Source organism: Gluconobacter cerinus, from assembly GCF_025961355.1.
Classification (GTDB): Bacteria; Pseudomonadota; Alphaproteobacteria; order Acetobacterales; family Acetobacteraceae; genus Gluconobacter; species Gluconobacter cerinus.
The window spans coordinates 480,801-499,299 of sequence record NZ_JAOQNM010000001.1 but is presented as its reverse complement, the minus strand read 5'-3'; the positions used below and the strand labels follow the sequence as shown (position 1 = coordinate 499,299).

Sequence of the window (18,499 nt, the reverse complement as noted above, 5' to 3'; positions counted from 1 at the left end):
CCGATTATTCCAACGTCGGCGGTCGGTCCAGCAGCAGCGTTCTGGCTTCTTCCAGTGTAAGTTTTTCTGAAAGCAGATGGGTGATCGTCTCAAGGATCGGGACGTGCACGCCCATCTTGTGAGCGAGCGCCACGAGCGCCGGCGCGGTCAAAACGCCCTCAGCAACCGTTGTACGGGAAGCGAGGATTTCTGACAGGGGGCGACCCTCTCCGAGCTCGATACCGAGACTGTAGTTCCGTGAGCCCCGCCCAGTACAGGTCAGGATCAGATCTCCAACGCCAGATAGGCCCGCCAGAGTGGCAGCACGTCCGCCCAACGCTTCGGCCAGGCGCGCAATCTCTGCGACAGCCCGGGTGATAAGGGCTGCCCGGCCATTTTCGCCCAGGCCTGCTCCGATCACGATACCCGCGCCGATCGCCACAACGTTTTTTGCTGCTCCGGCAAGCTGCACGCCCGCAATGTCGTCACTGGCATAGAGACGAAACGATGACGAGTTGAGGATACTGGTGAGATCTTTTGCCAGCGCCAGATCTGTGCTGGCCAATGTCGCTGCTGCCGGAAGGCCTTTTGCGATTTCAATGGCGAAGTTTGGCCCGGAGAGAACGGCAGTTGGCCGATCAGGCATCGTTTCGGCGAGTACGGTAAGCGGCAGAAGCGAGGTCGCCTGTTCCAGGCCCTTACAGCACGTCACGACCGGCACACCTGGCGCGAGAACACCTTCCAGTGCGACGGATACGGATCGGGCAGTCTGAACAGGCACAACCAGAAGCACAACGTCCGCATGTGTTGGGAAAACGCCTGTAACGGTAACCGCATCAGGAAGCTGGATACCGGGCAAGCGAGGAAGCTCCCGGACGCCATCAGGAACAGGAGTTCGCATCCAGAGTGTAACGCGTGCTCCGGTACGAGCCGCGGCACATGCGAGAGCCGTTCCCCAGGCGCCTGCGCCGATGACTGCGATATGGCGCCCGTTCATGTTCATTCCTCTACCAGACGTTCAATATGCACCTGCATGTCGTCTTCCGGGTCATCCGTCGCAAGCCCCTGCTTCAACGCATTCAGGACACGAGCGGCATCCTCTTCAAATCCGAAAGGAGCATTCACGACCAGCATTCCGCATCCATTCAGGCGAGACGGGTCCAACGCCGGGCGCAGAAGAAATTCACACGCCAGAATGTCGCGAATGCCTGCATCCTTCAGGGCATTGTAAAATGCCCGAACCGGGGTGCGGTGCTTGATGGGATACCAAACCGCGACAATGCCTGCGCGAAAGCGATTGCGGATCAGCGAGATCGCCTCAGCACATTGCGTAAAGTCGTCCAGCTTCTCAAATGGCGGATCAATCAGAACCAGACCACGCTTCAGATCTTTCGGGGGGAGAAGCGCGCGCAGAGCTTCATAACCGTTGCGATGATGAATGGAGACCTGCGGATCATCCCGGAAAAGGCGACGTAACGGGCGAACATCTTCTGGGTGAAGTTCGCAGGCCACAAGCTGGTCCTGGGGGCGCAGCGCATGGCGAGCGAGGGCCGGTGATCCCGGATAAAGGCCGAGATCGCGCACGGCGGAGAGATAATCTTGAAGAGCCGGATCTTCCGAGTCCAGAAGTCGGCCGATCCCGCTTTTCCATTCGCCGGTTTTTTGGGCTTCTTCAGAAGACAGGTCATACTGTCCGCAGCCTGCATGTGTATCGAGAACACAAAATCCCGCAGGCTTGCGCGCGAGGGACTTCAGAAGCACCAGAAGGATCGCGTGTTTCATGCAATCCGCAAAATTTCCGGCGTGGTAGGCGTGTCTGTAGTTCACGGGAGAGGGGTTCCGGTTATGGAATCAGGAAGGGCTATGAGCGGGATGACGTTCCGCAAGAGGCCAGCGGGGGCGGGCTGCGACATCTATTTCGTTGGGATGCTCACCCGCATGGAGGCGCTCAAGGGCTGCCCAGCCGATCATGACTGCATTGTCCGTGCAGAGGCGCAGCGGAGGAGCGATAAATGGGATACCGTGGCGGTCTGCGACAGTTTCCAGTGCACCGCGAAGTGTCCGGTTCGCAGCTACGCCACCTGCGACGACGAGTGCAGTCGTGTGAGGCGCCATTGCAAGCGCATGTTCCGCACGGTCTGCCATGACATCTGCCACAGCCTGCTGGAAGGATGCGGCGACGTCGGCAGCGAACTGGCGCGGAAGAGCGCCTAATCCCAAGGGCTCAATCAGGCGGCTGACGGCTGTTTTCAAGCCGGAAAAAGAAAAGTCGCAGCCTTCACGCCCTTTAAGCGGGCGGGGAAGTGCAAAAGCATCAGCGCGGCCTTCCTGTGCCAGTTTTTCAAGAGCAGGCCCACCCGGCCAGCCAAGACCAAGCATTTTGGCAACTTTGTCGAAGGCCTCGCCAGCGGCGTCATCAATGGTGCCGCCAAGGCGCACGTACTGGCCTGTCTGTTCCACGGAAATGCACTGGCAGTGACCGCCTGAGACCAGCATCGTCAGGAATGGAAACTGAAGATCGGCCTCAAGCGACGGCAGTCGAGCCGTCAGGACGTGCCCTTCAATGTGATTGACTGCAATGAAAGGTCGACCCAGTGCGAGAGCCAGCCCTTTTGCATAGGAACTGCCCACAATAAGCCCACCAATCAGGCCCGGGCCAGTCGTTCCTGCAAAAGTATCAATGTCCTGCAAGGTGAGGGCGGCCTTGTCGAGCACGGCCTGGACAAGGGCGGGCAGGGCATCAAGATGAGCTCGTGCTGCAATTTCCGGTACGACGCCACCAAGAATGGCGTGATCGTTCTGGGAAAGAACACCTTCAGCGAGAATGGTGCCGTCATAGGCCAGAATAGCGCAAGCGGTATCGTCGCAGGACGTTTCGATCGCCAGAAGGGGGCGGGATGCAGCAGGGTCAGACATGGCATGCATTATGACCGAGTCTCTCATATCATGACAGCCCCGCCTGAATGAGCTACAGGTGCGGTCCATGAATGCTTCCGTCCTGTCTTCCGACGCCCTTCAAAAGGTCGCGGCGGAAGCCGTCCGCCGATCTCATGCCGCCAGCCCGTCCGGCCAGCGCAAACTCCCACTCAGAGTGGGCTCGCGCGCGTCACCGCTGGCGCTGTGGCAAACGCGGACGTTCCTGACACGTCTGACCCGTTTTTGCCCGGTCCTGCGTGACATGGGAGCATTCCAGGAACATCAGATCAGCACTGAAGGTGATCGTAACCTCAGCCAGCGTCTGGCGGAAATTGGTGGCAAGGGCCTGTTTGCCAAGGAAATCCACGAAGCTCTTGTAGCGGGCCGGATCGACTTCGCAGTTCATAGCCTCAAGGATCTCGAAACCAATCTCCCTCCCGGCCTTGTCCTGGCGTGCACGCTGAAGCGTGAAGACGCTCGGGATGCCATTATCCTGCGTGACCGGTCCACCAAAGTTGACCCGGCTGATCCGTATGCGTCCCTGCCAGAGGGTGCCTTGATCGGTTGTGCGTCCGTCCGTCGACAGGCGCAGATGCTGAGCCGTCGCCCGGATCTCCGATTTGGGCTGTTGCGCGGCAATGTTCAGACGCGTCTCGACAAACTGCAGGCGGGGGCGTGTGATGCCACGCTTCTGGCGCTTGCTGGACTACGGCGTCTCGGAATGGAAGATCGTGTCGATATCGTTCTTGAACCGGACCAGATGCTTCCGGCCGCAGGGCAGGGTATCGTCGGTGTAACGGTACGGGAGAGTGACACGGAGCTGCGTGAGCTTCTGTCTGCCATCGAAGACCCGGAAGCCCGGGCCGTTTCAACTGCGGAGCGTGCTCTGCTGGCCGAGCTTGACGGGTCCTGCCGAACACCAATTGGCGGATATGCCAGAATTGAAGCTGGCGTACTGAAGCTGACAGGTATGGTTGCGAGCGAAGACGGAACGTTCCTGATCCGCCGTGAAATTACTGGTGCGCCACTTGAGGCCGCCCGGATGGGAACGGAACTGGCAGACGAACTGCGCCGCAATACGCCTGCTGCAATTTTTGCCGAGATGACACGCGCCTGATCATGGCGCGGCGCGCTGTTCTGGTCACGCGTCCCGAGCCGGGTCTGGCTTCTACCTCGGAGGCCCTTCAGCGTCAGGGATGGGAGGCGATTGCCTGCCCGATGCTGGAAATTCAGACCTACGAACCTATAGCGGTGACTGACTGCGCGGCTGTAGCTTTGACAAGCGCCAATGCGCTGGCCGCTCTCAAAAATTGGCCGCGAGACCGTTTGATGGTCACTGTAGGAGCAAAAACGGCTGAACATGCTCGCGCCATGGGCTTTTCCAATGTTCATGCCGCAGATGGCGACGCTGAAGCCCTGCTGGAGTTCTGCCGTCGTCACAACCTGACGGGACAGTCCCTTATGCTGGCATGTGGCAAGGGTTACGGCCTCGACCTGGCAGTGGCGTTGGGGGCCAGGCGCATCGACGCGTACGCAGTGACGAAGAGGCAAGCTCTCACGGATGCTGCGCGAGACGCTTTGTTGAGCGACCGTGTTGAAGGAGTTGTTCTTTATTCCGGAAAAACGGCTGAAGCCTTCATGGAGGCTTTGGGAGCGCCGGAGCGAAATGCTCTGTCCGGTGTGAGGGCGCTCTGTCTGTCAGAGGCCATCGCTGCACGCCTGACCGAAAAGGACTGGCGTGCAGTGGAGTGGCCCGATCCGCTGGAACGGCTCGGGCCTTTCGTCACCTGAAGGATCAGGCTTCGCCAGCTGGCTCAGGGAACTGCTGAGCGCGCTTGGCCTGCCACAAAGCAACGAAGTCGATCGGCTGCAGAACCACCGGCGGGAAGCCACCGTCACGGGTGACGTCGCTGATGATGGAACGCACATACGGGAAGATCAGGCGCGGCACTTCAACCAGCAGGATCGGCTCGACGAGTTCCTGCGGAGCGTTGCCGAGAGTCACGATGGCGGCATAGGTCAGCTCGGCAATAAACACTGTGCGGCCAGCCTTTCCACCCTCTTCTGCTGCCGGCTCTGCGGCTTCAGCGCGGACGGCCAGGGCAACTTCATAAACCGGCTGCTCTTCTTCCAGGCGATTTGCCTGAACATCGATGTTCACGGAGATCTGCGGTGCAGCGCGCAGGGTTGCGAAAATGGAAGCGCCAGCCGGGACTTCAAAGGACAGGTCCTTCGTGTACTGCAGATTGACGGCAAGCGGCATCTGCGGCGGAGCGCCTTCCATGTTCTGTGCAGTGTTGTCGGTGGTATTCTCGGACATGTACGGTCTCCGGATCCGCGAGGCGGATAGCGATGGAACGATTGCGATACAGTGGCGGTAGCATGATGTGTCATGCGCGCCAAGACGGGCTTCCTGCATGCGGAAGGTTGAGATTGGTCCGCTGTCGCCCTATCTGTAAGACAACGGAAATTCCAACGATCTGTGTGAAACATAATCTTCATGTCTTCTGACGACATTCATCTTCCCTCCGCTCTGATGGGCCATTCCGGCCACGCGTTCCCATGGGACATCGTGGTGCTGGCAATTCTGGCGATTGCCTTGGGCTTTCGCCTGTACCGCGTGCTGGGGCGTCGCATTGGCATGCAGGGTGTGCGTCAGGAGCGTCCGCCGGTTTTCGCTGCTGGTGGGCAGGCTTCAGCGCGTCCAACGCCTCCACCGCTGCCTGGTACAAGCCAGCGGGGTGAGGAAACGGTCGTGGCGCAGGTCGAATACGACATTCCCGCTCCGGCAACCCGGGTGGGCAGCGTACTGGGTCGTATGACCCAGCTTGATGCGGGTTTTACGCCTCAGGCTTTTCTTAAGGATGCTGAGAACACGTTCCGCCAGATTGTTCCGGCTTTCGCTGCAGGGGACCGCGCGGCTCTGTCAGGTCTGATGACACCGGAGACGGAAGACGCCTTTCTCTCCGCGATCAACGTGCGCGCCGAAGCAGGCGAAACACAACGCAGCGATCTGCGCGGTATCGAAAGTATGGCTATTCTGGATGCAATGCTTCCCACCGACGATGCGGCTGCCCAGATCGGTCGAATCGAAGTTCGGATTGTGTCCCGTCAGGTTAATATGCTGACGGATCGTAACGGAGACCCGGTGCAGGGCACGGATGCCGTGACGGAATTCCATGATCTGTGGCTGTTTGAACGTCAGTTCGGGACGTCGGACGCGCGGTGGCGTCTTGCGGCATCGCGCCCAGCCTGAAAATAGTTCGTCCATTATGAAAAAGCTGCTGAGTCTGGCTGCCCTGGCCATGTTGGCCGGGTGCACCACGTCGAATGAACCGTCATCTTCTGTTTCATTGACGCCTGTAGGCTTCGATGCACTCGCGGGGTGGGATCGGGAGGATTTCGCTTCGCTCCTGCCCGTTCTGCGGCAGGAGTGCCATCGGTTGACGCAATTGCCGCCTGAAACGCCTCTCGGGGGAGCAGACATCCTTCCGTATGGCCGTCAGGTTGGAGACTGGTCTGGTGCGTGCGCCGGACTGGAGAGTGCTGCGGATGCCAAATCTTACCTGCAGACATGGTTCCAGCCCTACGAGACCGATACCAAAGCGTTTTACACCGGGTATTTTGAACCCCAGATTGAGGCATCCCTGACGCGCGAGGGGTCATATCAGACGCCTCTTTATGGGCGCCCGGCAGATCTGGTTCGTGCCAAAGCAACCAACGGTCAGATGGTCACGGGACGTTGGGAGAACGGTCAGCTCAAACCGTATTATGATCGTGCCCAGATTGACGGTGGTGCTCTGGCGGGGCGCGGGTTGGAAATCGCATGGCTGAAAAGCCCTGTGGACCTGTTTTTTCTGCAAATTCAGGGCTCCGGTCGTCTGATCCTGCCAGACGGATCGCAGATCCGGGCGGGTTATGACGGCAAGAATGGCCAGCCTTATGTCCCGCTTGGCCGTGTGCTGGTTCAGGATAACGAGCTGGCTCCCTCTGCTGTCAGTATGGAAAGCATCCGTGCATGGCTGGAGGCGCATCCGGATCGCATGATGGCGATGATGGAGCGTAACCCGAATTACGTTTTCTTCCGCAAAGATACGGGAAGTCTGGCACAGGGCGCGACAGGAGCATTCGGTGTGCCGCTGACTGCTGGGCGATCCGTTGCGATTGACCGATCGATCGTGCCGTTTGCGACCCCGCTTTGGGTTGAGACAAAGCTTCCGGATGCAAAGGGCCAGCCAGCGCCTTGGCAGCACCTCGTGTTCGCTCAGGATATCGGAACCGATATCAAGGGGGCGGGACGTGCCGATCTGTTCACCGGGTGGGGTGCTTTTGCCCAGTATGTTGCCGGCAATCTGCATGAAAATGGCCGAATGGTCATTCTGTTGCCGCGTCCTCCAGTGGATTCGTCCACTCCATGATCCGGAGCCGCCGGGAAACACTCGGCGCCCATACGCTGATCCGGGGAGACTGCACCACAGTTCTGCGGCGCATGTCGTCGCAGACGGTGGATGTCGTGGTGACGTCTCCACCCTATAATCTTGGGATCGAATATCGGACCTATCAGGACCAGTTGCCGGAAGATGCCTATCTGGACTGGATGGAAGACGTCTGCGCCAGTGTGAAACGGATCATGAAGGACGATGGATCGTTCTTTCTGAATATCGCTGGATCGTCTTCACAGCCCTGGCTGCCGTTCGAACTGATGTCCCGGTTGCGGAAGCTCTTTGTGCTTCAGAACCATATCACCTGGATCAAGTCGATTTCGGTGGGTGAAATTACCTATGGGCATTTCAAGCCGCTGAATTCACCCCGCTTTGTTAACCGTAATCACGAGCATATTTTTCATCTGACGAAAAAGGGAGACGTCAAAGTTGCCCGGTTGGATGCTGGCGTTCCATTTACGGACAAAAGCAATATCTCGCGCCGACAGCATGAGATGGATCGTCGATGCCGTGGAGACACGTGGTTCATTCCCTATGAGACCGTGCGAAGCCGAAAAGAAAAATTCAGCCATCCGGGGACGTTTCCAATCGCGTTGCCGGAAGCCTGTCTGCGGTTGCATGGCGCCAAGCCAGGCGGGGTGTTGCTGGACCCGTTCATGGGGGTGGGGACCAGCCTGATTGCGGCGGAACGCAAGGGGTTGTCCGGCATTGGCGTGGAAAAGGACACACGTTACGTCAACATTGCCCGTAAGCGCCTCAGGGCTGCGATTGGGACCCGGGAGGAAGACTGGGAAGACGAATGATCGGTCAGACCTGTAGGTCTGACAGGATCAATCGTTTTGACTTCTTGTGTTACAATCTCCAAACCTCACATTCTCGTGACAGTGAGGAGATTTGCGGTGCGTCGCAGCACAATTACCAAAGGAATTGCCGGTCTGGTGGCACTGGGCGTTGTCGCCTGGGGCGGAACAGTCACCTATCTTGAGCATTTCGATCATGCTGGTGCGCCGCAGCTTCCCGCGAGCAGCCCCACACGGCATGACCCTATCGCCATGACAGCGTTTGCAGCGTTTCAGGAAGTCCGTTGTGACTACTGCCACACGCGCAACGCCGATCTGCCATTCTACTTCAAACTGCCGCTCGCCAATCAGATTATGAGCCGTGATCTGGAGCAGGGGCAGCGTCACTTTGAGTTTGCGCCGATCATTGAAGCGTTCCAGCAGGGCAAGCCCCCATCGGTTGAACAGCTTTCCCGTATTGAGGAAGTGATTGTTCAGAACCGTATGCCGCCTGCGGCTTACTTGACGATGCATCCCCATGCTCATCTGGACGAGAAACAGCGTGCGGACATTCTGAAGTGGGTACGTGATCAGCGTGAGCGCTATTATGCCAGCTCTGACGTGGCCCCAGAATTCCGTGGCGAAGTTCTTCAGCCGATCCCGGAAACAATTGCCGTAGATTGGAAAAAGGCTGAATTGGGACGGACCCTGTTCTTCGACAAGCAGCTTTCAGGCAATGGCCAGCTTAACTGTGCCAGCTGCCATGGTCTGAACAAGGGCGGTGTGGATAATCAGACCACGGCGACCGGCATTAATGGTCAGACCGGCCCGATTAACGTACCGACGGTTTACAACTCCGTCTTCAATATCGGTCAGTTCTGGAACGGTCGTGCCAAGGATCTGGCTGAGCAGGCTGCAGGCCCGGTGATGAACCCGCTGGAAATGGGATCCCATGACTGGGCATCCGTTGCCGATCGTGTGCGTGCTGAGCCTGGATATGCTGATCAGTTCACGGCCATCTATGGTTCGGACGATATTACCAAGAACACGGTGACGGACGCGATCGCCGAATATGAAAAAACACTGATCACTCCAGACAGCCGCTTTGACCTGTACCTGAAGGGCAAGGCTGACGCGATTACGGCTCAGGAAAAGCGTGGCTATGAACGCTTCAAGGCAATTGGCTGCTCGGGCTGCCATAGCGGTGTTGCGGTCGGTGGAGACGCTTACGAAATTCTGGGTCTGGAAGGGCCGTATTTCGAGGATCGTCACACCAAGCTGACGGCTGTGGATGATGGTCGCTTTGCTTTCACGAACAATCCGTCTGATCGTGAGCGCTTCAAGGTCCCCAACCTGCGAAACGTTGAGCTGACAGGTCCGTGGTTCCATGACGGATCAGCAAAGACGCTGGACGCTGCGGTTCGTGCCATGGCCCGTTATGAGACGCCCGATCATGACATCACTGAACAGGATGTTACGGACATTGTGGCCTTCCTGAAAACTCTGACAGGAAAGTATCAGGGCATTCCGCTCAAGGATGTTCCGGCAGATGCGCCGCTTCGGGGCGCGCAAGTCAACTGAATGTTCCAATGACGTCAGCGAGCGGCTCCGAAGAAATTCGGGGCCGTTTCTGATTCTGGATTATTCTTCCTGTAATTTGCGATCTGCCGCCTGATCAATTTCATTTCTCTCTTCCGGCGTCAGGAGACCGCATTCAAGCTCCTGCGTTGCACGCGCCTTCGCATTTCGTGCCCGAGCCTTTGTGTCGACGGGGTAGGCCCTTTTTTCAGGAAGGCCGAAGTCATCGTCGGGTAGGCTGTCTCGCTCTTCTTTGGTCAGTTTGCTCACGGTCTGTCTCCTTCATGAGAAGACTTGGGAAAGCTGCTGACGGTTCTACAAGGCGCAGCTCGGACAAAAATAATGGTCTCTTTCTGAATTGATACTGCGCCTGAAATGTTCGGATCTCTCGTGAGCGGGCAGTGCCACCTTAGCCAGTCATAAAGTTGTAGGACCGAACGTTCTGAAGAAGAGCCTGATGCCAAAATTGCGAGAGGCCTGAAATTACGTCTTTTCCATTGTTCGATCGGCATGGAAACAGTTACACGCAGTGCAGGTTATTTGCGGGATGCAAGACTGAGTCAGGTCGGGTGGGGTCTTTGGTGGCAAAACGGGTTCTGAAAGAGGAGGAGGAAAGCCTGTGGCGCATGGTCGTGCGCGACATCGTGCCGCTACACCCTTCCAGACCCAAATCCAAACCCGTTCCGCCACCCACACCAAAAGTCGAAGCGGTAAAGCCCGCTCGGGTTCCGCTTGTTCCGCCTCCACCCGCTGAACAGGATCTGTCATTCCGCGCTCTTTTGGCGCGTCCGGTTCTTCGTCGACCCAGACCGCAGGATCTGCGGGTCGGTGTTCGATCACCTGGTCTGGATGATACGAGCTGGAAGCGCCTCTCCCGCGGGGAGCTCAAGGTCGATGCGAAGCTGGATCTGCATGGATATATTGTGCAGGACGCTTTTGAGCGCCTGCTTGACTTCATGCATCGCGCCAAAGCACGAAACTGGCGGTGCGTTGAAGTCGTGACAGGGCTGGGGAGTGGCGCCACGAGCGGACTGATCCGTCGGGAGCTGCCACTCTGGCTTCAGAGAGCGGACATCCGACCCATGGTGCTGGCCGTTGTCCACCCTCATGCTGCCAACCATGGCTCCGTCCGAATTTTGCTGCGGACGAAGCGCCGGTAAAAGGTCAGAGCGGTCGCGTTTCCTGGCCGATACGCCAGCGCGGTGTATTCATGGCAATCCAGCGTCTAAGGGCAAGAATTGCGCCAATATCAGGCGTTGCCCGGGACAGGAATGGCGCTGCATTGTCGCCTGCAGCCAGCATGAAATGATGTTTTTCTGCCCAGTGGCGCACGGTTGGATCTACCGCTGCGTCCCAGCAGGCCTGCTTCCAGCTCTTGACCATATCTGGTGGAGTGAGCATCGGGAGTGCCACCGTCAGAGCTGTATAGGTACTTGCGGAGACTGCTTGCCAGGCTCTGTATAGTGCTCCTTCAGGCGGACGGCGGCGAGCCTCCTGATAGGCCTCCAGAAAATTCGGGATCGTATCTGACCCTGTGTCTGACAGGTCGCCTGTATGATAGAGCGGCGCTGTACCGGGCGGCAACTTGGCGAGAATGGTCTCTACCGGCACATCCAGCGTGTAAGGGAGCAGCTGAACGGCATCGACCTGATTGTTCGCGAGTGCTTCCAGTGCGTCTTCCGTTCGGCTGAACCCAGACACCGGAATAGGGCGCAGGCCAAGGAGCGTCAGGCCAAGAAGGGCGTCAAGTTCCGTTCCCGTTGGGCGAGAAACGGCCAGTCGAACCGGATGATCGTGAAAGAAACCCTTTAGGCGGCTTCGGAGCGTTTTGTGCAGTTCTGCACGCGCAATGACGACAGTTGTCGTGTGAGCCGTCAGAAGGGGAATCCACCGTGCAAAATCATAGTGGACGCGAGAGTCACCGGTTAGTGAGGCCAGTAGGACGCTTCCCGGCGCAATGAGGGCCGTGCTTCCGTCCGGGGCGCTGTTAGCGTCAAAAAGATTGGCAGCGCGGACTCCGTCCTGACCGATATCGGGTGTGATCTCCAGGGGGGCGTCCAGTCCCAGCGTGCGGGAGATAACGCCAGCCGCAAGTTCCCCGAACTGCCCCTGGATGGACGCCAGTGTTCCACCAAGGAGCAGATGTGCGTCAGGCATGTCCGCAGCACTGGCCTGCAGAGAGGACATGGCGCTTCCGGCACCGAGCACGGCCAGCCCTTTCAGGCAGTCACGGCGGGTCGGGGAACGAAGCATCACGGCCAGCGAACTTCTGGAGGCATGCTCATCAGGATCGATTCGGTGTTGCCGCCTGTCTTCAGGCCAAACAGCGTTCCACGATCATGAAGCAGATTGAATTCTACATAACGTCCGCGGCGGATCAGCTGAGCGTCGCGGTCGGCGTCCGTCCACGGGTTAAACATGCGGCGTCTGACAACTGCGGGGTAGGCGTCATGGAAGGCCATGCCGACATCTTTCGTGAAGGCGAAGTCACCTTCAAGGCTTCCAGTCGAGAACTGATCGTAAAAGATGCCGCCGAGGCCACGTGGCTCGTCGCGGTGATGCAGATGGAAGTACCGGTCACACCATTCCTTGAAGTGCGGATAGTGCTCCGGATCGTGCTTGTTGCAGGCGGCTTCAAACATCTTGTGGAAGTAGTCGGCGTCACTGCGGGCTTCGGCACTGTCTGGGAACATTGGCGTAATATCGCCACCGCCACCGAACCAGCCCTTGGTCGTGATGATCATACGCGTATTGAAATGCGCGGCACTGACATGCGGATTACAGGGGTGAGCGACAAGGGACACGCCCGTTGCGAAGAAGCGTGGATCTTCGGATGCGCCGGGAATGTTTTTGCGAAATTCGGGAGAGAATTCGCCCCAGACAGTAGAAACGTTCACGCCAACCTTCTCAAAGACGCGACCGCGCATCACGGACATCACGCCGCCGCCGCCATCGGGGCGATCCCAGGCCGTGCGAACGAAGCGTCCCGGTTGTGTGCGATCTCGCAGGACCTGAGAATTGCCTTCGGCCGCTTCGTCTTCAAGTTTCTCGTAAGACGCGCAAATCCGGTCCCGGAGAGATTCAAACCAGGCCTTCGCCTCACGCTTCAGCGTGTCATGAGGCACATCCGGGCGAACGAGTTCAGCAAAAACGGGGCTGATCTGGTCCATTTTTCTCTCCCCTACCATCCTAAGGACGAATTCTTGTTACGCGGAGTGTCCTAGCAAATTGCGCTCAAGACGAACAGTTGGCTGGCTGCATGTCTGCTGTCGCTCTGTGGCGCGATGATGGCAGCGAGCATCTTGCCACTCTGTAAATGCCTGCGTGATTTTTTTTGGACACGGATCAGCGGAGACTTGCGCCAATCTTCCGTCTCGTGTTCCTGAACGGTCCTCAAACATGTTCATCAGGGGCGGACTGAACAATCATGTCTTCGGAAACAGAAATTCAGCCGGTTATCGGCGTTATTGGTGGCTCCGGCCTCTATGATATTGACGGTCTGGAAAACAAGGAATGGCGTCGGGTTGAAACGCCGTGGGGCGAAACCTCTGACGAGCTCCTTTTCGGAACGTTTGAAGGCATCAAGTGCGTCTTCCTGCCCCGTCATGGTCGTGGTCATCCGATCCCGCCCTCACGTCTGAATTTCCGCGCAAATATCGATGCTCTCAAGCGCTCAGGCGTGACGGATATTCTGTCTCTTTCAGCTGTGGGCTCTTTAAAGGAAGAACTGCCGCCGGGCCGTTTCGTACTTGTCGATCAGTTCATTGATCGCAGCTTCGCGCGCGAAAAAAGCTTCTTTGAGACGGGATGTGTGGCGCATGTCGGCATGGCGGACCCGGTGTCCGCTCGTCTGCTGGATGTGCTGGAAGCGGAGTCCCGCAAGCTCGATATTCCGGTGACGCGTGGGGGAACCTACATCGTCATGGAAGGGCCGCAGTTCTCGACGCGTGCCGAGAGCGAGCTCTACCGGTCATGGGGTTGTTCGGTTGTTGGCATGACCAACATGCCGGAAGCCAAGCTCGCCCGTGAAGCCGAGATGACCTACGCCACGGTGGCCATGGTCACGGATTATGACTGCTGGCACACCGAGCATGACAGCGTGACGGTTGAAGGTGTGGTGAAGGTCATGAAGGGGAATGCGGATAATGCCCGCCGTCTCGTGAAGGCTGTGATCCCGGTTCTGGGTCAGAAGCGCCCTCTTGATCTTTTCGCCGAGCGTGCCCTCGATTTTGCGATTATCACCGCACCTGAGAAACGCGATCCGGCTCTTGTTGCCAAGCTGGATGCCGTTGCAGGTCGCGTTCTGAACAAAGCCTGAATGGCTTGCCGCCCGCGTAAAAACGGGCGGCAGAAGGGAAGGGCAATCAGCGCCCTTCCTGCTTCTCGTCGATTTGAGCGTAGCCCGGCTGACCGGCATCGGTGCTGGGATCATCCAGCAGCTCGCGTTCTTCTTTTCGATCCGCGACGGGAAAATGTCGATGATCGCCCTGATCCGTGCTACGCTCTGGGAATTCCCCAAGATTTTCCTGTAAGCGGGGATCTTCGATCTGAACATCCGCCAACTCTGGCGGTGGGAGATCCTCAACAGGTGTGCCTTCGGGAACGCCCTTGATGGAAATCAGGTCCGTCGCTTTGTCCAGATAGGCTTCAGGGCCGCCGTCCGGTTTGCCGTCAGCTTCCCAAAGTAATTTGGCCTCGCGGCGGATTGCTGCGTCACGTTTTGGATCTGCTTCGAGAGGGTTGTTGCTCATGATCAGAACTCCTGAAGGGTTGGGCGCAGGACAATCTCGTTGATGTCCACGTCGTCAGGTTGTGAGATGGCGAAAGCGATGGCCCTCGCCACGGATTCCGCCGGAATTGCAATCTTGTAGAACGCTTCAACATGCTGACGACTTTCAGTGTCGCCGCTGCCCGTTTTGAGTTCGCTTTCCACTGCGCCCGGCTCGATGGATGTAACGCGAAACGCGTTGCCAGCCTCCTGCCGGAGGCCATCGCTGATGGCCCGCACGGCAAACTTCGTTCCTGAATAGACGCTGCCTCCAGGGGCGAAGACCTTAATCCCGGCAACCGAGGACAGGTTGATGACATGGCCCGATTTCTGACGCTCAAAGATCGGTAGTGCTGCGGCGATGCCGTACAGAACGCCTTTGATGTTGATGTCGATCATCCGGTCCCACTCGTCGACCATCAGTCGTTTCATGGGGGCAATCGCCATCAGCCCGGCATTGTTCACGAGGACATCAAGACGTCCGAAGTCCTGCTCAACGGCTTTTACAACGTCCGCAACGTTCTGGCGGTTCGTGACATCCAGTGTGTAGGCCCGTGCTGTCTGGCCAAGTGCTTCGAGCTCCGAGACAATTTCGTCCAGCCGGTCCCGGCGCCGGGCGGCGATAGCAACGTAAGCCCCTCGTGCTGCGAGATAACGCGCGGTTGCTTCACCGAGGCCGCTGCTGCCGCCTGTAATGAGAACAATTTTTCCTGCAATGCCTTCCATGTCAGGCCTCACGCACGCTTGATGTGGTGCTTCAGAAACGCGACGCTCCGGCTCCAGGCCAGATCACGGGCGTCCTGATTGAAACTGGAGCGTTCGGGGCATCCAAAGCCATGCCCGGCCTGATCATAGAGGAAGACCTCGACTTCCGGCCGGCTTGCGCGAATTTTCTGAACGTCGCCTGGTGGAATAGACGCATCTTCTCCGCCGAAATGGAGCTGCGTCGGGCAGTGCGGGGCTGTGTCACAATGGTTGGCAATACCGCCACCATACCATCCCACGGCGGCATTAAAGTGGTGCGTCCGTGTCGCAGCAAGCCAGGCGATTAGGCCGCCCCAGCAGAAGCCGATAATCCCGACTGGGCGGTGACCATCATCCTGTCTCAGTTTTTGAGCGCAGGCTTCCAGATCCTGCTGGATCAGATCTGGAGAAATGCCGCTTCGAAATTCCAGCCCTTCCTTCAGGCCTGCCTCGTTGTACGCCAGAACCGTGTGGGGTTTGACGCGGTCAAAGAGGGCAGGGGCGAGAACATGGAAGCCCTGCTGAGCCAGATCAGAGCAGACGTCCCTGATGTGCCCGGTCAGGCCAAAAATTTCCTGCACGACGACAATGGAGCGTGTGGACTCGGGGGAGCCCGTCTCCCATGCCTCGAATTCGTGGCCGTCTGCCGCTGTGAGGCGGATCATGTGGCCCTCGGTCTTTTCTTGGGAATGCTTGTGGTCCATTGATTTCTGTCCAGTCTCTGTAACGCCGGAAAGGCAGATGCCATGAGCGACGTCATCAATCTCCGTCGGGAACGCAAACGCCGCAAGTCCGTAGAGGATGCGAAGGAAGCTGAGACCAATCGTCGTCTTCATGGCCGGACGAAAGGCCAGAAAATGGCGGATATGCTGGAGAAAAGGCGTTCCGAAGCCCTGTTGGACGGAAAGAAATTTTTTTCTGCCGAGGGCGATGGTTCTTGACGAAAACGGGTGGCGGCACTACCTCTCTTGGCACTCTCGATATGGGAGTGCCAACTGCGCTGCAGTAATTGAGCGCGTAACCCGGCCGCGTCGCTTTGTAGAAGGGCACGGCCTAAAATGGAGCGATCCATGACGACATTTCGTCCCCTGCATGACCGCGTTGTAGTCCGTCGCCTGACCGGTGAAGAAAAGACCGCTGGCGGCATCATCATCCCTGACACCGCCAAGGACAAGCCGACCGAAGGCGAGATCGTTTCCGTAGGCCCGGGCGCCCGGAACGAGCAGGGCCAGATCGTGGCTCTCGACGTCAAGGCAGGCGACAAGGTGCTGTTCGGCAAGTGGTCCGGCACCGAGGTGAAGATCAACGGTGAAGAACTGCTGATCATGAAAGAGAGCGACATCATGGGTGTGATCGGCTGAAAAGCCGTCCCCGTTTCCTCTCGTTAAAAACCTCAACAGGAGATTAAGAACATGGCTGCCAAGGAAGTTAAGTTTGGTGCCGACGCCCGCGACCGTATGCTGCGTGGCGTTGATATTCTCGCAAATGCCGTCAAGGTAACGCTGGGCCCGAAGGGTCGTAACGTTGTTCTCGACAAGAGCTTCGGCGCACCGCGCATCACCAAGGACGGTGTGTCTGTCGCCAAGGAAATCGAACTGGCTGACAAGTTCGAGAACATGGGCGCTCAGATGGTACGCGAAGTTGCGTCCCGTACGAACGATCTGGCTGGTGACGGCACGACGACGTCCACAGTTCTTGCTCAGGCAATCATCCGTGAAGGTGCCAAGGCTGTTGCAGCTGGCATGAACCCGATGGACCTGAAGCGCGGCATCGACAAGGCTGTCCTCGTCGTTGTTGAAGAGCTGAAGAAGAACAGCAAGAAGATGACCTCCCCGGAGGAAATCGCTCAGGTCGGTACGATCTCTTCCAACGGTGAGCGTGAAATCGGTGAGATGATCTCCTCTGCCATGCAGAAGGTCGGCTCCGAGGGCGTCATCACGGTTGAAGAAGCCAAGGGCCTGCACACGGAACTCGACGTTGTCGAGGGCATGCAGTTCGACCGCGGCTACATCTCCCCGTACTTCGTGACGAACCCGGAGAAGATGACGGCTGATCTCGATGCGCCGTACATCCTGATCCATGAAAAGAAGCTGTCTTCGCTTCAGCCAATGCTGCCGCTACTCGAGAGCGTTGTGCAGTCCGGCCGTCCGCTGATGATCATCGCTGAAGACGTCGATGGCGAAGCACTTGCTACGCTGGTCGTGAACAAGCTGCGTGGTGGCCTGAAGATCGCTGCCGTCAAGGCTCCGGGCTTCGGTGACCGTCGCAAGGCCATGCTGGAAGACATCGCAATCCTGACGGGTGGCCAGGTTATTTCCGAAGACATCGGGATCAAGCTGGAATCCGTTACTCTCGACATGCTGGGCCGCGCCAAGAAGGTTCACATCGAGAAGGAAAACACCACGATCGTTGAAGGCGCTGGCAACAGCGACGACATCAAGGGTCGTTGCAACCAGATCCGCGCTCAGGTTGAAGAAACAACCTCTGACTACGATCGTGAGAAGCTTCAGGAGCGTCTTGCAAAGCTGGCTGGTGGCGTTGCCGTCATCCGCGTCGGTGGCAGCAGTGAAGTTGAGGTGAAGGAGCGCAAGGATCGCGTTGACGACGCTCTGCACGCAACCCGCGCAGCTGTCGAAGAAGGTATCGTCCCGGGTGGTGGTACGGCTCTTGCCCGCGCTTCCGTTGCTCTGAAGGGTCTGACCTTCGATAACGACGATCAGCGGATCGGTGGCGAGATCGTTCGCAAGGCGCTTCAGACGCCGCTGCGTCAGATCGCTGAGAACGCTGGTGAAGACGGCGCCGTGATCGCTGGCAAGGTGCTCGAGAACGACACCTACAACTTCGGCTTTGATGCTCAGAACGCTGAGTACAAGGACCTGGTTGGCGCAGGCATTATCGACCCGACGAAGGTTGTCCGTACGGCTCTGCAGGATGCCGCTTCGGTTGGTGGTCTGTTGATCACGACGGAAGCCATGGTTGCCGAGCGCCCTGAGAAGAAGGCTCCGGCTGCTCCAGGTGGCATGGGCGGCATGGGCGACATGGATTTCTGATCCAACGCTTCAGATTCCCCGGTTTTAAAAAGCTGGGGAATATGTCGAATAATTACAAAAAAAGCCGTCTCACCTCAGGGTGGGGCGGCTTTTTTTTGACTTGTTTTGATATGCGTCCGACACATATGTGACCCTTATGCAACGCTTGTCACAAAACCATCACGGAGCGATCGTACTCGCTGGAAGTTGGGGTGACACTTTCGCAATGAAATGTCTAAAGGACGTCACTGCCTTTAGAAGGAT

Annotated in this window: 21 protein-coding genes; 11 read left to right on the top strand and 10 right to left on the bottom strand. The window is 57.9% G+C overall.

What is annotated here, in order from left to right; all coding sequences use genetic code 11:
* Positions 1 to 4: 4 nt before the first annotated feature.
* Genes M2305_RS02300 through tsaD form a run of 3 tightly spaced genes read right to left on the bottom strand, consistent with a single transcriptional unit; the run spans position 5 to position 2,904 of the window.
* Entirely contained in the window at positions 5 to 982 is a 978-nt protein-coding gene (locus tag M2305_RS02300; RefSeq protein WP_264648453.1) for an NAD(P)H-dependent glycerol-3-phosphate dehydrogenase, read from the bottom strand.
* Entirely contained in the window at positions 979 to 1,806 is an 828-nt protein-coding gene (locus M2305_RS02295) for a 23S rRNA (adenine(2030)-N(6))-methyltransferase RlmJ (protein ID WP_099210382.1), read from the bottom strand. Before M2305_RS02295 ends, M2305_RS02300 begins: the two co-directional genes overlap by 4 nt.
* A 24-nt stretch (positions 1,807 to 1,830) precedes the next feature.
* Complete coding sequence (tsaD, locus tag M2305_RS02290) at positions 1,831 to 2,904, bottom strand: tRNA (adenosine(37)-N6)-threonylcarbamoyltransferase complex transferase subunit TsaD (RefSeq protein ID WP_264648452.1); 1,074 nt, start codon at positions 2,902 to 2,904, stop codon at positions 1,831 to 1,833.
* 58 nt (positions 2,905 to 2,962) lie between these two features.
* On the opposite strand from tsaD, the gene hemC reads away from it, so the two are divergent.
* Positions 2,963 to 4,012: a hydroxymethylbilane synthase gene (gene hemC / locus M2305_RS02285; RefSeq protein WP_064273994.1), complete on the top strand. Its 1,050-nt coding sequence runs from the start codon at positions 2,963 to 2,965 to the stop codon at positions 4,010 to 4,012.
* 2 nt (positions 4,013 to 4,014) lie between these two features.
* Positions 4,015 to 4,686 carry a uroporphyrinogen-III synthase gene (locus M2305_RS02280; protein ID WP_264648451.1) on the top strand — a complete coding sequence of 224 codons (672 nt, stop codon included), beginning with the start codon at positions 4,015 to 4,017 and terminating at the stop codon, positions 4,684 to 4,686.
* Positions 4,687 to 4,690: 4 nt separating this feature from the next.
* Here M2305_RS02280 and secB read toward each other — a convergent pair whose 3' ends face one another.
* The gene (gene secB / locus M2305_RS02275; RefSeq protein WP_046899665.1) at positions 4,691 to 5,215 is read right to left on the bottom strand and encodes a protein-export chaperone SecB; all 525 of its coding nucleotides are present in this window, start codon (positions 5,213 to 5,215) and stop codon (positions 4,691 to 4,693) included.
* A gap of 180 nt (positions 5,216 to 5,395) precedes the next feature.
* On the opposite strand from secB, the gene M2305_RS02270 reads away from it, so the two are divergent.
* The 4 genes from M2305_RS02270 (at position 5,396) to M2305_RS02255 (ending at position 9,697) form a co-directional block, all read left to right on the top strand.
* A complete protein-coding gene (locus tag M2305_RS02270) occupies positions 5,396 to 6,151 on the top strand; it encodes a Tim44/TimA family putative adaptor protein (RefSeq protein ID WP_211507453.1) in 756 nt (251 codons plus the stop codon).
* A gap of 16 nt (positions 6,152 to 6,167) precedes the next feature.
* Positions 6,168 to 7,313 (top strand): murein transglycosylase A, encoded by a 1,146-nt coding sequence (gene mltA, locus M2305_RS02265; RefSeq protein ID WP_264648450.1) that lies wholly within the window; start codon positions 6,168 to 6,170, stop codon positions 7,311 to 7,313.
* Entirely contained in the window at positions 7,310 to 8,140 is an 831-nt protein-coding gene (locus M2305_RS02260) for a DNA-methyltransferase (protein WP_046899662.1), read from the top strand. Before mltA ends, M2305_RS02260 begins: the two co-directional genes overlap by 4 nt.
* A 96-nt stretch (positions 8,141 to 8,236) precedes the next feature.
* Positions 8,237 to 9,697 carry a cytochrome-c peroxidase gene (locus tag M2305_RS02255; RefSeq protein WP_264648449.1) on the top strand — a complete coding sequence of 487 codons (1,461 nt, stop codon included), beginning with the start codon at positions 8,237 to 8,239 and terminating at the stop codon, positions 9,695 to 9,697.
* A 60-nt stretch (positions 9,698 to 9,757) separates the two neighbouring features.
* Here M2305_RS02255 and M2305_RS02250 read toward each other — a convergent pair whose 3' ends face one another.
* Positions 9,758 to 9,964 (bottom strand): hypothetical protein, encoded by a 207-nt coding sequence (locus M2305_RS02250; protein WP_264648448.1) that lies wholly within the window; start codon positions 9,962 to 9,964, stop codon positions 9,758 to 9,760.
* Positions 9,965 to 10,275: 311 nt separating this feature from the next.
* Between M2305_RS02250 and M2305_RS02245 the strand changes: the two genes are divergently transcribed.
* Entirely contained in the window at positions 10,276 to 10,854 is a 579-nt protein-coding gene (locus M2305_RS02245) for a Smr/MutS family protein (RefSeq protein ID WP_211500089.1), read from the top strand.
* Positions 10,855 to 10,858: 4 nt separating this feature from the next.
* Here the strand turns inward: M2305_RS02245 and M2305_RS02240 are convergent, their stop codons facing one another.
* Positions 10,859 to 11,947 carry a hypothetical protein gene (locus M2305_RS02240; RefSeq protein ID WP_264649921.1) on the bottom strand — a complete coding sequence of 363 codons (1,089 nt, stop codon included), beginning with the start codon at positions 11,945 to 11,947 and terminating at the stop codon, positions 10,859 to 10,861.
* Positions 11,947 to 12,864 (bottom strand): oxygen-dependent coproporphyrinogen oxidase, encoded by a 918-nt coding sequence (gene hemF, locus M2305_RS02235; RefSeq protein WP_264648447.1) that lies wholly within the window; start codon positions 12,862 to 12,864, stop codon positions 11,947 to 11,949. Before hemF ends, M2305_RS02240 begins: the two co-directional genes overlap by 1 nt.
* 257 nt (positions 12,865 to 13,121) lie before the next feature.
* On the opposite strand from hemF, the gene M2305_RS02230 reads away from it, so the two are divergent.
* Positions 13,122 to 14,012, top strand: a complete 891-nt coding sequence (locus tag M2305_RS02230; RefSeq protein WP_264648446.1) for an S-methyl-5'-thioadenosine phosphorylase — start codon at positions 13,122 to 13,124, stop codon at positions 14,010 to 14,012.
* A gap of 46 nt (positions 14,013 to 14,058) precedes the next feature.
* Here the strand turns inward: M2305_RS02230 and M2305_RS02225 are convergent, their stop codons facing one another.
* The 3 genes from M2305_RS02225 to M2305_RS02215 are packed head-to-tail and all read right to left on the bottom strand — an operon-like array spanning position 14,059 to position 15,871.
* Positions 14,059 to 14,445 carry a DUF2934 domain-containing protein gene (locus tag M2305_RS02225; RefSeq protein ID WP_215748869.1) on the bottom strand — a complete coding sequence of 129 codons (387 nt, stop codon included), beginning with the start codon at positions 14,443 to 14,445 and terminating at the stop codon, positions 14,059 to 14,061.
* Positions 14,446 to 14,447: 2 nt separating this feature from the next.
* Entirely contained in the window at positions 14,448 to 15,188 is a 741-nt protein-coding gene (locus M2305_RS02220; RefSeq protein ID WP_211496502.1) for an SDR family oxidoreductase, read from the bottom strand.
* Positions 15,189 to 15,196: 8 nt separating this feature from the next.
* Positions 15,197 to 15,871, bottom strand: coding sequence for a dienelactone hydrolase family protein (locus M2305_RS02215; RefSeq protein ID WP_064274187.1), 675 nt, complete (start codon positions 15,869 to 15,871; stop codon positions 15,197 to 15,199).
* A gap of 81 nt (positions 15,872 to 15,952) precedes the next feature.
* On the opposite strand from M2305_RS02215, the gene M2305_RS02210 reads away from it, so the two are divergent.
* From M2305_RS02210 to groL, 3 genes are all read left to right on the top strand, one after another.
* Positions 15,953 to 16,147 (top strand): DUF4169 family protein, encoded by a 195-nt coding sequence (locus M2305_RS02210; RefSeq protein ID WP_264648445.1) that lies wholly within the window; start codon positions 15,953 to 15,955, stop codon positions 16,145 to 16,147.
* A gap of 129 nt (positions 16,148 to 16,276) precedes the next feature.
* Positions 16,277 to 16,567 (top strand): co-chaperone GroES, encoded by a 291-nt coding sequence (locus tag M2305_RS02205; protein ID WP_046899653.1) that lies wholly within the window; start codon positions 16,277 to 16,279, stop codon positions 16,565 to 16,567.
* Between the two features lie 51 nt (positions 16,568 to 16,618).
* Complete coding sequence (groL, locus tag M2305_RS02200) at positions 16,619 to 18,256, top strand: chaperonin GroEL (RefSeq protein ID WP_064274005.1); 1,638 nt, start codon at positions 16,619 to 16,621, stop codon at positions 18,254 to 18,256.
* Positions 18,257 to 18,499: the final 243 nt, after the last annotated feature.

Excerpts from the sequence above, each read along its gene's own strand:
- M2305_RS02300 (WP_264648453.1), bottom strand. The coding sequence starts at position 982 with ATGAACATGAACGGGCGCCATATCGCAGTCATCGGCGCAGGCGCCTGG.
- tsaD (WP_264648452.1), bottom strand. The coding sequence starts at position 2,904 with ATGCATGCCATGTCTGACCCTGCTGCATCCCGCCCCCTTCTGGCGATC.
- hemC (WP_064273994.1), top strand. The coding sequence starts at position 2,963 with ATGAATGCTTCCGTCCTGTCTTCCGACGCCCTTCAAAAGGTCGCGGCG.
- M2305_RS02280 (WP_264648451.1), top strand. The coding sequence starts at position 4,015 with ATGGCGCGGCGCGCTGTTCTGGTCACGCGTCCCGAGCCGGGTCTGGCT.
- secB (WP_046899665.1), bottom strand. The coding sequence starts at position 5,215 with ATGTCCGAGAATACCACCGACAACACTGCACAGAACATGGAAGGCGCT.
- M2305_RS02270 (WP_211507453.1), top strand. The coding sequence starts at position 5,396 with ATGTCTTCTGACGACATTCATCTTCCCTCCGCTCTGATGGGCCATTCC.
- mltA (WP_264648450.1), top strand. The coding sequence starts at position 6,168 with ATGAAAAAGCTGCTGAGTCTGGCTGCCCTGGCCATGTTGGCCGGGTGC.
- M2305_RS02260 (WP_046899662.1), top strand. The coding sequence starts at position 7,310 with ATGATCCGGAGCCGCCGGGAAACACTCGGCGCCCATACGCTGATCCGG.
- M2305_RS02240 (WP_264649921.1), bottom strand. The coding sequence starts at position 11,947 with ATGCTTCGTTCCCCGACCCGCCGTGACTGCCTGAAAGGGCTGGCCGTG.
- hemF (WP_264648447.1), bottom strand. The coding sequence starts at position 12,864 with ATGGACCAGATCAGCCCCGTTTTTGCTGAACTCGTTCGCCCGGATGTG.
- M2305_RS02230 (WP_264648446.1), top strand. The coding sequence starts at position 13,122 with ATGTCTTCGGAAACAGAAATTCAGCCGGTTATCGGCGTTATTGGTGGC.
- M2305_RS02225 (WP_215748869.1), bottom strand. The coding sequence starts at position 14,445 with ATGAGCAACAACCCTCTCGAAGCAGATCCAAAACGTGACGCAGCAATC.
- M2305_RS02220 (WP_211496502.1), bottom strand. The coding sequence starts at position 15,188 with ATGGAAGGCATTGCAGGAAAAATTGTTCTCATTACAGGCGGCAGCAGC.
- M2305_RS02215 (WP_064274187.1), bottom strand. The coding sequence starts at position 15,871 with ATGATCCGCCTCACAGCGGCAGACGGCCACGAATTCGAGGCATGGGAG.
- M2305_RS02210 (WP_264648445.1), top strand. The coding sequence starts at position 15,953 with ATGAGCGACGTCATCAATCTCCGTCGGGAACGCAAACGCCGCAAGTCC.
- M2305_RS02205 (WP_046899653.1), top strand. The coding sequence starts at position 16,277 with ATGACGACATTTCGTCCCCTGCATGACCGCGTTGTAGTCCGTCGCCTG.
- groL (WP_064274005.1), top strand. The coding sequence starts at position 16,619 with ATGGCTGCCAAGGAAGTTAAGTTTGGTGCCGACGCCCGCGACCGTATG.